Origin of the sequence: uncultured Albimonas sp. (genome assembly GCF_963977235.1) — a bacterium.
Taxonomy (GTDB): domain Bacteria; phylum Pseudomonadota; class Alphaproteobacteria; order Rhodobacterales; family Rhodobacteraceae; genus Albimonas.
The window spans coordinates 1-13,259 of sequence record NZ_CAXBOD010000088.1; the positions used below are offsets into that span (position 1 = coordinate 1).

General features: G+C 75.1%; 10 protein-coding genes. 4 read left to right on the top strand and 6 right to left on the bottom strand.

Annotation, left to right across the window (positions count from 1 at the left end; genetic code table 11):
• Positions 1-47: 47 nt before the first annotated feature.
• The 6 genes from AAC134_RS22155 to AAC134_RS22180 form a co-directional block, all read right to left on the bottom strand.
• Positions 48-1,208, bottom strand: coding sequence for a lipocalin-like domain-containing protein (locus AAC134_RS22155; protein ID WP_339951679.1), 1,161 nt, complete (start codon positions 1,206-1,208; stop codon positions 48-50).
• The gene (locus AAC134_RS22160) at positions 1,198-3,663 is read right to left on the bottom strand and encodes an ABC transporter permease (protein WP_339951697.1); all 2,466 of its coding nucleotides are present in this window, start codon (positions 3,661-3,663) and stop codon (positions 1,198-1,200) included. The genes AAC134_RS22155 and AAC134_RS22160 overlap by 11 nt, the downstream gene beginning before the upstream one ends.
• 139 nt (positions 3,664-3,802) lie before the next feature.
• Positions 3,803-4,504 (bottom strand): ABC transporter ATP-binding protein, encoded by a 702-nt coding sequence (locus AAC134_RS22165; RefSeq protein ID WP_339951681.1) that lies wholly within the window; start codon positions 4,502-4,504, stop codon positions 3,803-3,805.
• Positions 4,505-4,628: 124 nt separating this feature from the next.
• Positions 4,629-5,045, bottom strand: a complete 417-nt coding sequence (locus AAC134_RS22170; protein WP_339951683.1) for a DUF2177 family protein — start codon at positions 5,043-5,045, stop codon at positions 4,629-4,631.
• 140 nt (positions 5,046-5,185) lie between these two features.
• Positions 5,186-8,344 (bottom strand): efflux RND transporter permease subunit, encoded by a 3,159-nt coding sequence (locus AAC134_RS22175; RefSeq protein ID WP_339951685.1) that lies wholly within the window; start codon positions 8,342-8,344, stop codon positions 5,186-5,188.
• Between the two features lie 83 nt (positions 8,345-8,427).
• Positions 8,428-9,705, bottom strand: coding sequence for an efflux RND transporter periplasmic adaptor subunit (locus tag AAC134_RS22180; RefSeq protein WP_339951687.1), 1,278 nt, complete (start codon positions 9,703-9,705; stop codon positions 8,428-8,430).
• Positions 9,706-9,797: 92 nt separating this feature from the next.
• Between AAC134_RS22180 and AAC134_RS22185 the strand changes: the two genes are divergently transcribed.
• From AAC134_RS22185 to AAC134_RS22200, 4 genes are all read left to right on the top strand, one after another.
• Positions 9,798-10,472: a WHG domain-containing protein gene (locus AAC134_RS22185; protein ID WP_339951689.1), complete on the top strand. Its 675-nt coding sequence runs from the start codon at positions 9,798-9,800 to the stop codon at positions 10,470-10,472.
• A 226-nt stretch (positions 10,473-10,698) separates the two neighbouring features.
• Positions 10,699-12,072 (top strand): FAD-linked oxidase C-terminal domain-containing protein, encoded by a 1,374-nt coding sequence (locus tag AAC134_RS22190; protein WP_339951691.1) that lies wholly within the window; start codon positions 10,699-10,701, stop codon positions 12,070-12,072.
• Complete coding sequence (locus AAC134_RS22195; RefSeq protein WP_339951693.1) at positions 12,072-12,563, top strand: SgcJ/EcaC family oxidoreductase; 492 nt, start codon at positions 12,072-12,074, stop codon at positions 12,561-12,563. Before AAC134_RS22190 ends, AAC134_RS22195 begins: the two co-directional genes overlap by 1 nt.
• 102 nt (positions 12,564-12,665) lie before the next feature.
• Positions 12,666-13,121, top strand: coding sequence for a DUF1330 domain-containing protein (locus tag AAC134_RS22200; protein ID WP_339951695.1), 456 nt, complete (start codon positions 12,666-12,668; stop codon positions 13,119-13,121).
• Positions 13,122-13,259 lie beyond the last annotated feature (138 nt).

Genomic DNA, 13,259 nt, shown 5'->3' on the forward strand with positions numbered 1-13,259 from the left:
AGAACAGGCGCTTTGCGAGGGGGGGTCGGGCGTTGCGCCAGGGGCGCTCAGTAGCCGGTCAGTTCCATGTAGCCGACGCCCGAATGGGTTCCGGCAAAGGAGATCGGGCCCTCCCAGTAGGGGAAGGACTCGCCCATCCACGACTGGGGGTTGAGCGGGGTCGTGGTCACGTCCAGTCCGCGCGAGGGGACCGAGAGACGCCAGCGCACCGGCACGTCGCGACCCGCGACCCGGGCGGACTCGAGCGGGGTCATCGCCACCTGCTCGCCATGCAGGGCCTCGACCGCGCCGTCGGCCGAGATGAAGGACGAGGCCTGGTAGCCGCCCCCCCCGGTCCGGCGCAGACGGTAGAGCATCAGCTTCTCGCCTTCGGGCAGGTGCAGGGCGAACCAGTCCCAGCCGGGCTGGTCGCCGGCGAGCGGCTGGCTCGACCACTCGCGGTCGAGCCAGGCGCGGCCGGCGACGGGGATCGTCTCGCCCTCGAGCGTCAGGCGGCCGGAGACCGCGAGGAAGGGGTGGGAGTAGTAGTAGCTCGCCTGCCCGCCCTCGGATTTCAGCGAGAAGCCGTCCTGGCCCTGCAGCACCGGCGCGCCGTCGGCCGAAAGGTCGAGGTCGTAGGCGAAGCCCTCGCCGTGGGCGGTGAGGCGCAGGGGGGCGAAGGACTCGCCCCGGCTCGCCAGGCGCCAGTCGTCGAGCCAGGCGCGGAACGGGCTGGCCGCGGCCCCGGCCTGGCCGACGCCGCCGCGGCCCAGTTTCTCGGCGGTGCGGTGGGCCTCGGCGGAGGTGAGGGCGGCGTGGGCGAGCCAGATCTGCGGGGCGGACCAGCCCTCGGAGGCCGGGTCGGGCGAGAGGGCCTGGCGGAACAGGGTCCACTGCACGCCAAAGGCGCGGCCGTCGGGGGCCGAGAGGTTGGCGGTGACATACCACCACTCGATCCGGTGGCCGGGGTGGGGGCCGTGGTCGGCGGGGAAGGCGAACCGGCGGCCGGGCCTGACCGCGGCGTAGCCCGCGCCCCCGCCCGAGAGGCCCGCATAGCCCTGCCCGCCCGAGGCGCCGCCGGGCGCGGCCGCCCGCGGCGCGTCGCCCTGCCCCGAGAGGTCGGAGAGGCCCGAGGCGCCCTGTCCCTGCGCAAGGGCCGCGCCGGCGATCCCCAGCGCGGCGGCGAGCAGCAGCGCCGCGAGCGAGACGAAGCGAGAGTCAGCGTTCATCGGCAAAGACCTTGGCAAGCTGCGCCGGCGGGGTTCGCGCGAGACGCAGGAGCGGGATCGCGGCGGCCAGACCGGCGGCCGCCACCGCCAGCAGCGCCAGCCGCGCCCATTGGCCGGGGAACAGGTGCAGCGGCAGGCGCCATCCGAAAGCCTCCACGTTGACGACCGCGGTCAGGGCCCAGGCCACCAGCACCCCCAGCGGGATCGCCAGCGCCGCGGTCAGGGCGGCGAGCGCCAGGATCCGCGTCAGCTCGATCGCGGCCAGACGCCGGCGGCGCACGCCCATCGCCCACAGCGGCGCCACCTGGGGCAGGCGCGTCTCGGCCAGCGTCAGCAGCGAGGTCAGCAGCGCGATCCCCGCCACCCCCAGCGTCAGCGCGTTCAGGGCGCCGGTGACGGCGAACGTCCGCTCGAACACCGAGCGGCTGAGGCGGCGGATCTCGCCCTGGTCGGCGGCCTCGGCCAGGCCCGCATCCTGCGCCCCGCGCAGGGCCTCGAGCAAGGGCGACACGTCTTCGGGCGAAAGGCGCAGGGCGTAGCGGCCCTGCTCGGCGTCGGGCCACCGCGCGACCAGCGCCTCGGCCGAGAGGCGGACCTGGCCCCGCGCGTTGCCGTAGTCGGCGAAGACGCCCGCGACCGTCAGGGGCGGCTCGCCGGGGCCAGGCAGGACCAGCGGGTCGCCGGGGGAGAGGTCGAGGCGGCGGGCCATCTGCTCGGAGATCAGCGCGCCCGAGCCCTCGGCGACGCGGTCCCAGGCCTCGGGGAGCTGGGCCAGCAGCGGCCAGGAGGCGCGCCAGGTGGGATGATCGGCAAAGCCCACGATCTCGACCGGCCAGCCGTCGAGGGCGGTCTCGGCGCGGGGCTCGGGCAAGATCGCCTCGATCTCGGGGCGGGCGGCGAGCCAGGTCCCGAGCCGGTCGGCGGCGCCTGGCTCGGCGCGCACGTAGACCTCGGCGGCGAGGCGGTCGTCGAGCCAGCCGAGGAAGGTCAGGCGGAAGCCGTCGACCATGGTTCCCACGCCGATGTTCACCGCGAGCGCCAGCAGCAGCGAGGTCAGGGCCAGCGACAGGCCGGGCAACTGCTGGCGCCCGTCGGCCAGCGCCCAGCGGGTCAGCGGGCGACGGGCGCGGGTCTGGGCGCGGGCCAGCGCCCAGCCGAGCAGCGGCGGCAGGCCCAGCGCCGCGGCGCCCAGGATCGCGCCCAGCAGCGCGAAACCGGCGGTCAGGCCCTGGCCGAACAGCGCGAGCCCCGCGGCCGCCAGCGCCAGCGCGACGGCGGCCGCGGCGCGCAGGCGGGCGGCGCGGGCGGAGGCGAGGCGCCAGGCCTCGGGGCGCGCGCTTTCGAGCGCGGGGGCGGCGGCGGCGCGCAGCAGGGCAGGGCCGGCGGCGGCGGCGGCGCCCGCAAGGCTCATCCCCAGTCCCGCCGCCCACCAGGCCGGCGACAGCGACAGGGTTCCCGGCACGCGGGCGCCGTAGAGGCCGCGCAGGCTGGCCGCCACGTCGGGCAGCAGGGCCGCGGCCACCAGATAGCCCAGCGCCACGCCCGCGAGGCCCGCCAGCAGCGCCGCGACGCCAAGCTCGATGGCAAGCGCCGCGCCGAGGCCGCGGGAGGAGAGGCCGCAGGCGCGCAGGGTGCGGAACAGGGGCCGGCGCTGCTCGACCGCCAGGCCCACCGCGCCGTGGACGATGAACAGGCCGACGATGAAGCTCAGGCCACCGAAGGCGGTCAGGTTGAGGTGGAAACTGTCGGCGAGGCGGCCCGGGTCGACGCGCGGCTCGGGCGCCAGGCGCCGCCAGCCGGGGGGGGCGCCGGCGGGCGCGCGCTCGGGGTCCAGCAGCAGGCGCGAGACGCGGCCCTCCATCCCCAGCAGCGCCTGGGCGAAGCCGATGTCGGTGATGGCGAGGCCCGGCGCGGGGGCCGAGGAGGCGACCAGCGGCGGCAGCGGGCCGCGCGGGGTTCCGGGCCGGTCGCCGGGGGCCCAGCCGTTGGCCCGCAGCGTCTCGGCCGCCAGGAACAGGCGGCCGGGGGGGAGCACGAAATCGGGGTAGGCGCGGGCGTCCTCGGGGCCCTCGGCCTCGCCGGCCAGGGCCTGCTCGCCGGAGAAGGCGAGGCCGGCGGCGGCGGGAAGGGTCACCGGCTCGATCCCCATCAGGCGCAGGCGCTCGTCGCCGACCCTGATCCAGCCCTCGACGAGGGGGGAGACCGGCCAGCCGGCGCGGCGCAGCTCGGCGAAGGCCGGTTGCGGGATCGGGCCGCCGGCCTCGGGGACCAGCGAGGGGACCTGGGCGCCGGAAAAGGCCGAGGCGGCGCGCGCATAGCTGTCGCGCGCCTGGGCGTTGAGCGCCTGCACCCCCGACCACAGCGCCGTGGCCGCCGCCAGCCCCACCAGCAGCGCCAGCAGCTGCAGCGGCCGGCGGCGCCAGTGCGAGGTCAGCACCCGCAGAGCCCAGGGCAGCGCGGCCAGCGTGGAGCGGGCTGAGGCGCGGACTGGCTGAGCTGTCAGGGACGGCGCGGGCGGGGAGGCGTCGCGGGCGCTCATGCCCGAGGTCCCGGACGGGAGGGCGTCGGGGCGCGGCGCGCGGGGGACGCCGCCCTCATGCCGGGGGGCCCGGATCGGGCGGCGCATCGAGGCGGCCGGCGCGCAGGTGCAGGCGGCGGTCGAGACGGGCCGCGAGGCGGGCGGAGTGGGTGACCATCAGAAGCGCCCCCCCGGCCTCGGCCGTCAGCTCCAGCAACAGGGCGAGTGCGGCGTCGGCGGCGGTCTCGTCGAGCGCGCCGGTGGGCTCGTCGGCCAGCACCAGGCTGGGTCGCGCGGCCAGCGCCCGGCCGATGGCGACGCGCTGCTGCTGGCCGCCCGAGAGCTGCTCGGGCCAGCGCGAGAGCAGGTCGTCGAGCCCCAGGCGACGCGCCAGCTCCGCGGTCCAGGCCGGGTCCTCCTTCCGGGCAAGGCGGGCCTGGAACGCCAGGTTCTCGGCCACGTCGAGGCTGGGCACGAGGTTGAACTGCTGGAACACCAGGCCCACCCGCTCGCGCCGCAGGGCCGCGCGGCCGCCGTCGTCGAGACCGGAAGTGGGCTGCCCCGCCACATGGATCTCGCCGCCGTCGGCCACGTCGAGGCCGCCCGCGAGGTGCAGCAGCGTGCTCTTGCCGGACCCCGATTCGCCGGTCAGGGCCAGGCTCTCGCCCGCGGGCAGGACCAGCGAGACGCCGCGCAGCACTTCGAGGCGGCCCTGTGGCGTGGCGTAACCCTTGCGGACATCGGACAGGTCGAGGGCGGGGGGCGTGGCGGACGTCATGGCGCGGACCCTGCGCCGGGCGCGCGCCTCGGGCAAGGCCGCCCGCGCGCGCAGGGGCGGCAGGGGCGCAGGACGCCCCCAGGCGCGGAGGGGCGCAGAATGCCCCCAGGGGCAGAGGGGCGGATCAATTCCGGGTCATGCCCAGCGCCTGCACGATGGCCACGCCCCCGGCGGCCGAGACGCCGGTCAGCACACCGCCCCACAGGGTGTCGAGCGCGACGGTCTGCCAGCTCCAGCCCTTGAGGGTGGCCATGTTCACGAACTCGTAGGTGGCGTAGGCGAGCAGGCCCAGGATCGCGCCGTTCAGCGCGGCCGAGCGCCAGCCCCCGCCCCCCGGCGCCAGCGCCGGCCAGCCGGCGAACCAGAGGATGCCCGCGACATAGGCCACGTAGAAGGCCCCCGCGACCGCGTACTTGGGGTCCTCGAGCATCAGCGCGCCGACGTGGCGGTCGAAGAGCGGTTTCATCACCATCGTCAGCATCAGCGCGTCGAGCACGAGAAACACCGCGAAAGTGGCGAGATAGAGCGCGCCGAGGGTCATTCGACCTCCCCCTGTGTGGATGGTTGCACAGTCTTACGTGCGCGGGGGCCGATCGGATCAGCGGCATGGCGCGTGCGGGACGGCGCCCCTGCCCGCCCCGGCGGCGAGACGGCCCGCGCCGCGGGCCGGTCAGGCGCGGATCATGGCGCGGCGAAGAGGTTCCGCGCCCGGGCGCCGGAGCGCGGGGGCGCGAGGGCGGGGCCCGGTTCCGCCGCGATCTCCGGGCCGGCGGCGCCCTGCCCCGCCGGCCGCGCGCGCCGCGCCAGCAGGGCGAACATCGGCGGGGTGAAGTAGAAGCTGACCACGGTCGAGAGCAGCACCCCCCCGGCGATGGACATCGCGAAGGGCGGCCAGAAGCCTCCGCCCCCCAGGATCAGCGGCAGGAAGCCGCCGAAGGTGGTGATCGTGGTCGAGACGATGTGGCGCGAGGCGCCCAGCACCACCTCGGCCATGGCATCGCGGTCGCCGGCGGCCGCCCGCGGATCCTCCTGCAGCGCGGTGAGGATGATGATGCAGGCGTTGACCGAGACGCCGATCGAGCCGATCACCCCGACCACCGCGGTGATCCCGAACGGGTAGCCGAAGATCGCCAGCGACAGGATCGAGAGCCCGGCCGAGAGCACCATCACCCCGCTCGCCACCGCGCCGAGGCGGAAGGAGTTGAAGGTCAGCACCACCGTGGCGATCGAGAGGGTCACGATCAGCCCCAGCGGCGCCAGCAGATTGCCGATGACCTCGTTGCGCGCGTCCGCGTCGCCGCCGACCTCGAGCCGCACGCCGGGGGGCGGGGCGAAGCCGGCCTCGTCCAGCAGGGCCTGGGCCTGGGCGAGCGCGGCCTCGGGCAGGACGCCGTAGCGCACGAAGGCGGCGACGGCGTTCACCCGCTCCCCGTCGCGGCGCGAGATCGCGCTGTCGGAGGGGACGACGCGCATCTCGCCCAGCGTCGAGAGGGGAACCAGGCGGCCGTCGGGGGCGACGATGTCGAAGGTCTCGACAAAGCCCGCGTCGGCGCGGCGGGCGGCGCCGACGCGCACGCGCACCGGCAGCTCCTCGGACCCCTCTACCAGGCTGCCGCCGGTGACCCCTTCGAGCGCCGCGTCGAGTTGGCGGGCGACCGAGACGAGGTCGAGCCCCGCCAGCCGCGCCTTGTCCTCGTCGAGCACGAAGTCGAGCTTGGGCGCGCCCCCCTCCATCGTGGTCTGGACCGAGGCGATGTCGGGGCTGGTCTCGACGATGCCGCGGATCGCGTCGCCGGTCTCGCGCAGGAGGGCGAGGTCGGCGCCGTGCAGGCGCAGCTCGACCGGCGCCTGCACGGGGGGGCCCTGCACGAGGTCGCGCACCAGGATCCGGGCGCCGGGGGCGACGGCGCCGAGGCTGTCCTGCAGCTCGGGGATCAGGCGGGCGGTGGCGGCGTTGGAGTCGGTCGAGACGAGGGCGCGGGCGAAGCCGGGGGCGCCGACCCTGTTCATGGTCATGTTGTAGTAGAAGGAGGGCGCGCTCTCGCCGATCACCCAGGCGACCTGGCGGATGTCGTCCTCGGCCGCCAGCGCCCGGGAGACCGCCTCGGTCGTCGCCTCGGTGGCCGAAAGGGCGGCGCCGGCGGGCATCTCGACGTCGATGTAGAACTGGTCGCGGTCGACGCCGGGGAAGAACTGCGGCGTCAGGCTGGGGAAGGACAGGAACCCCATCACCGGCAGCACCAGCGCCCAGGCGATCGCCGGCACGGGGTTGCGCGTGGCGAGCCGCAGGGAGCCGGCGAACAGCCGCCCGAATGCCCCGCCGGAGATGCCGTTGGCCACGATCCCGCCGCCCTTCGAAGGGTCCGGCAGCAGCCAGCCCGAGAGCGCGGGCGTGATCGTCATCGCCACCACGAAGGACCAGGCCAGCATCGCCACCACCGAGATCGCGACCGTCCCCACGAAGTCCCCCGCGGGACCGGGCAGCAGGATCATCGGCATGAAGGTCAGCGCGGTGGTGACGGTCGAGGCGAACAGCGGCGCGGCGAGCCGGCCCACCGCGTCGCCCACCGCCTCGAGCCGCGGCATCCCGGCGGCGAGACGGCGGCGGATCTCGTCGGTCATCACGATGGCCGCGTCCACCAGCAGACCCAGCGCCACGATCATGCCGGTGACCGACATCTGGTGGATGGGAATGCCCATGAAGTTCAGCGTGGCGAGCGTCGCGAGCCCCACCAGCGGCAGCACCGCGGCCACCACCAGCGCGGCGCGGAAGCCCAGCGTCAGGAACAGCACGCCCACCACCAGCCCCACCCCCACGGCCATGTTGGCCGCGACCTCGGAGAGCCGGTCGGCCGTGTATCCCGACTGGTCGAAGATCAGCCGATGCTCGAGCCCGCCGGGCAGCGCGGCCTCGTAGTCCGCGAGGCTCGCGCGCACCGTCCGGATCCAGGCGTCGACCTGACGGCCCTCCTCCATCTTGGCCGCGACCAGCACGGCGGGGCGGCCGTCGATGCGCACCAGCGAGGGGGCGGGCACGCGGGCCGTCTTCTCGACCGTGGCCACGTCGCCGACGCGGGTCGAGAACCCCTCGGCGTTGCTGGCGAGCGGGATCTCGCGCACCCGGTCGAGCGAGCGGATCTCGCCCGAGACCTCGATCAGCAGGTCGGTCTCGGCGCCGCGCAGCCGCCCGGCCGAGACCTTGGGGTCGGCCTGCCCGATCGCCGCGGCCACCTGCGCGGCCGAGAGGCCGAGCGGACCCAGCGCCTCGGGGTCGATGGTGACCAGCACCTCCTCTTCGGGCATCCCGTAGGAGGTGACGAGGCTGACGCCCGGGAGGGCGCGCAGACGATCCTCGAGCATCGCGGCATGGCGGGCGAGGATGGCAGGCGGCGCGTCCGCGCCGCGCGGCATCACCGCCGAGATCGCCGAGAAGGCGCCGGTGCGGTCGTCGTCGAACTCGGGCTCGGGCACGCCCTCTGGCAGCTCGCGCGCCACGTCGCGCAGGGCCTGGCGGATGTCGGCCCAGGCGGTGTCGATGGCCGCGTCGTCGAGGAACTCCGAGAGCTCGACGTTGATCACCGAAATTCCGGTCGAGGAGGTGGAGGTGAGGCGCTTGATCTCCGCGATCTCGCGCAGCTCGGCCTCGATCTTCTCGGTGACCAGCGCCTCGACGCGGGCCGGATCGGCGCCGGGATAGGGGGTGAAGATGTTGGCGAAGATGTTGGTGATGGTGGGGTCTTCCTGGCGACCGATGGTCAGGAAGGCCGAGGCCCCCGCCGCGATCAGCACCAGCATCGCAAGCGCGGTCAGTCGGGCATGTCGGTAGAACAGCGTGCGCATGGCGGGCTCCGTGGCGGCTCGCGGGGCGGAAGGGGGCGCCCCGGGGCCTGACCCGGGGCCTTCGGGGGACCTGGGCGGCGGGGTCAGTCGGCCGAGGCGAGGGTGGCGGGCGCGTCCTCGCCCGGCGTGTCTTCGCCCAGCGCGTCTTCGCCCAGCGCGCGGGCCAGCGGGATCTCAGTGGGGGCGAGGCGCAGGCCCGGGGCCAGCTTGTGGGCGCCCGCGGCCACCACCAGGTCGCCGGGGGCGAGCGTGCCGCGCACGAAGGCGCGCTCGCCGTCGACGTGCAGGACCTCGACCGATTCCACGCCCGCGACCGCGCCGCCGGGGCGCTCGGCCACGGTCAGCACGGTCCACAGGCCCTTGGCCCCCTCGCGCAGGGCCGAGACGGGCAGCCAGAAGCCCTCCTCCTCGCGGGTGCGCTCGACGATGACCGAGACGGCGGCGCCGTAGGCGACGCGGGCGCCCGGCGGGGTCAGCAGGTCGAGAAGGGCCGCACGGGTGCGGGTGGCGGGGTCCACGTCCGGGCGCACCGCGGCGACCGCGGCGGTCAGGCGGCGGCCGTCGATCTCGACCTGCATCAGGGTGCCGGGCTGCAGGCGGGCGGCGGCGGCCTCGGGCAGGCCGACGCGCACGCGGGGACGGTCGGCCTCGATCAGCTCGATGATCTTCTGGCCGGCCGAGACCACCGCCCCCTCGTCGGCCGAGCGCGAGGCGATCTCGCCCGCGAAGGGGGCGCGCAGTTCGGAATGGTCGAGGTCGATGCGCGCCGCGGCCAGCCCCGCGTCGAGCTGGCGCAGCGTGGCGGCCACGCGGTCCGCCTCCAGCCGCGCCTCGTCCCAGCGCTGGTCGGAGGCGAAGCCGCGCGCGCGCAGGGTCTCCTGCCGCTCCAGCGTCAGGCGGGCGAGCTCGGCCTGCGTCTGGGTGGCGGCGCGCTGGGCCTCGAGCTCGTCGATGCGGACGCGGATCCGGGCGGTGTCGAGCCGGGCGAGAAGCTGGCCCGCCTGCACGCGGTCCCCCTCCTGCACCGCCACCGTCTCGACCGTGCCGGCGAGATCGAAGGCCGCCTGCACCTGGCGCGCGGGCTCGACGATGCCGAGGCGCCGCGTCTCGACCCGCAGGCCGCTCGCGCGTTGCACGGCGATGACCGGGGCGCGGGTGGGGGCGGAGGCGGCGATCTGCTCGGGCGGGGCGTTGCGCTCCTGCAAGGCCTGGGCGCCGAGGACGGCGGCCACGCCGGCCGCGGCCGCCAGACCGGCCGAGAGGGTCAGACGCCCCGCCCGCCGGACGACGCGCCGCCCCAGAGAGGACGCGGCGGCGGGGGCGGCAGGCGCCCCGTCGGGGGCGGAACGCTCGGACGTCATCGACTCTCTCCATGCGATGTTAGCGTTGCTAACTTATGTTAGAGGCACTAACTTGCATTGCAACCCTCGAGCCGTGAAAAATGAGGCCGAAAATGGCCGACGCATCGCACCCCCTCTCTGATTCTCCCTCAGGCCGCCCGGCAGAGCCGTGCTGCAAGCGCGCGCGCTATCACCATGGCGATCTGGCCCACGCCCTGCTGGCGGCGGTGCGCGAGCTGGTCGAGCGGGACGGCGCCGACCGCATGTCGGTCAGCAAGGCCTGCCGGATGGCCGGCGTCTCGACCGCCGCGCCCTACAAGCATTTCGCCGACCGCAACGACATCCTGCGCACCCTGTGCGACCACGGCTTCGAGGAGATGCGCGAGACGATGCACGCCTCGCGCGCCGTGACGCCGGAACCGGGGGCGGCGCGGATCGCGGCGATCGGCAAGGCCTATGTCGCCTTCGCCGCGGCCAACCCGGGCCTGTTCCGGGTGATGTTCGGGATGAAGCGGGAGCTCTCGGACCCCTCGGACGACGACTACGGGCAAGAGGCCAAGGCGTGCTTCCAGGTGGTGATCGCCGACGTGGCCGAAGCCTCGGGACTGGAGCCCGGCACGGAGCCTGCGATGCGGCTCGCGATCATGCTGTGGACCTTCGTGCATGGGGTCGCCACCCTGCTGATCGACGGCGACTACGAGGTGACCGAGGTCCCGGTGAACACCGACGCCCTGATCGAGGCCGCCGCCCGCGGCCTGCTGCAGGGCGGCCCGCCACAGGCCGGCTGACCGCGCGCCTTGCGCGGACTGTCCTGCCGCCCCCCACCGAGCCCGGTCCCGGCGACGAGGGGCGCAGGCGCCGCGACCGACGCTGCGTCCATGGCGGGCGGCGGGTCCGCGGCGCGTCCCGGCCCCGGCGCGCGTGGGAACCGTCTCCCGGCGCCTCGCGGCGCGCCCCGCCCCTGCTTTTCTTCTGAGGGACCCGGGTCTATCGTCCGCCGCCAGGGAGGACCGCATGACCATCCAGACCGCGATCGAGCAGCTCAGGACCCTTCTGGGCGAGCGCCTGTCCACCGCCGACTCGGTGCGCGACCTTCACGGCCGCGACGAGAGCTGGCATCCCGACGTCCTGCCCGACGCCGTGGCCTTCCCCGAGACCACGCAGGAGGTCTCGGAGATCGTGAAGATCTGCGCGGCGCAGGGCTGTCCGATCGTGGCCTGGGGCATCGGCTCGAGCCTCGAGGGCCATGCGCTGGCCACCCAGGGCGGGCTGAGCCTCGACATGACCCGGATGGACCGGGTGCTGGAGGTGCATGTCGAGGACATGGACGCCGTCGTGCAGCCCGGCCTGACCCGCGAGGCGCTCAACGAGCATCTGCGCGCCACCGGCCTGTTCTTCTCGGTCGACCCCGGCGCCAACGCCACGCTGGGGGGGATGGCCGCGACGCGCGCCTCGGGCACCAACGCGGTGCGCTACGGCACCATGCGCGACAACGTCCTGGCGCTCGAGGCGGTGATGGCCGACGGGCGGATCGTGCGCGCCGGCAGCCGGGCGCGCAAATCCTCGACCGGCTACGATCTCAAGGGGCTGCTGGTCGGCTCGGAGGGGACGCTGGGGATCATCACCGAGCTGACGGTGAAGCTGTGGGGCACGCCCGAGGGCATTTCGGCCGCCACCTGCGCCTTCGCCGACCCCGAGGGCGCGGTCGCCGCGGTGATCCAGACCATCCAGATGGGCGTGCCGATGGCGCGCATCGAATATGTCGACGCCTGGTCGATCGCCGCGGTGAACGCCTGGGCCAAGATGTCCCTGCCCGAGACCCCGCACCTGTTCGTCGAGTTCCACGGCACCCCCGAGGGCGTGAAGGAGCAGGCCGAGATCTTCGGCGAGATCGCCGCCGAGCACGGCGGGGGCGACTTCAAGTGGACCACCAACGCCGAGGAGCGCGCCAAGCTCTGGCACGCGCGCCACAACTTCTTCTATGCCGGGCGGGCGCAGCGGCCGGGGTGGAAGGGGATCTCGACCGACGTCTGCGTGCCGATCTCGCGGCTCGCCGAAGCGGTGACCGAGGCGCGGCGGGACATGGAGAGCTCGGGCGTCGCGGGCGGCATCATCGGCCACGTGGGCGACGGCAACTTCCACGCCGGCCTGTTCTTCCGCCCCGAACATCCCGGGGAGCTGGAGACGGTGAAGGCCGTCGCCGGCCGCATGGCCGAGACCGCCCTGCGCCTGGGGGGCACCGTCTCGGGCGAGCACGGCATCGGCGTGGGCAAGAAGCGCTTCATGGACGCCGAGCACGGGGAGGCGGTCTCGGTGATGGCGCAGATCAAGCGGGCGCTGGACCCGCAGGGGATCCTCAACCCGGGCAAGATGCTGGACCTGAACTGATGGGCCCGACGCCGGCGCCGCCGGCGGGCGGGTCCGGCGAGGAGACGGCGCAGGCCGAGGCCGCCCGCCTCGCCCGCGCCTTCCTCGCCGCCTGGTCGGCGCACGACGCCGCCGCCCTGGGCGCGCTTTTCGCCGCGGACGCGGACTTCGTGAACGTCACCGGCCTGTGGTGGCACGGGGCGGAGCGGATCGCCCGCGTCCACGGCGTCGCCTTCCAGACCTATTTCGCCGGCGCCGTCCTGAGCGAGGAAAGGCTCGAGACGCGGGCCCTGGGCCCCGGCGCGGCGCTGGCGCGCCTGCGCGCGCGGATGGAGGGGCAGCGCGCCCCCGACGGCGGCCTCGCCGGTCCGCGCCGCACCATGCTGGTGTTCGCGGCCCAGGCGCGACCCGAGGGCTGGCGGCTGGTCGCGGCGCAGAACACCGACATCGTGGACGGGGCGGAGACGATGCTCGCGGGGCCCGACGGGCTGGGCGGGGCGCGCTACGCGTGATCGCGCGTGGGCCCCGGCGACGGCTCGCATCGGCGCGGCGGGGAGGCTAGGCTCCGCCAAACCGACGGGCCGAAGCGCCCAGCGACCGGGAGGAGACCCCTGATGACCGACGCCCCCTGCCCCGACCATTGCGTGGACCCCATGCGCGCCCAGTGGGAGGCCTTCAAGGCCCTGCCCCGGGACGAGCCGGTGCAGATGCTCAACCTCGTCCGCTTCCGCGAGGCGGCGGCCTATCCCGAGGCACACGCGCTCGCCGGCAAGGGGCTGAGCGGCGCGCAGGCCTACGCGAACTACGGACGCGAGAGCGGGCCGGTGTTCGCCGGGCTCGGCGGCAGGATCGTCTGGCGGGGCGCCTTCCGCACGGTGCTGATCGGGCCGGAAGACGAACGCTGGGACGAGGCCTTCGTCGCGGCCTACCCGGCGGCCTCGGCCTTCATCGAGATGCTGATGAACCCCGACTACCAGAAGGCGGTCGTGCATCGGCAGGCGGCGGTGCTGACCTCGCGGCTGATCCGGCACGCGCCGGCCGAGACCGGGGACGGCTTCGCGTTCTCCTGAGGGAGCGGTGAGGAGGCGCCCTGCGGGCGGGCCTGGCTGCGGGGCGCCCGGCGACGGGGCGGGCCTGGAGTCTCGGGCCGGGAAGCCTCCGGCGGGCTCCTGACTCACCCAAGAACAGGGCCCGCGCCTGTTCTCCGG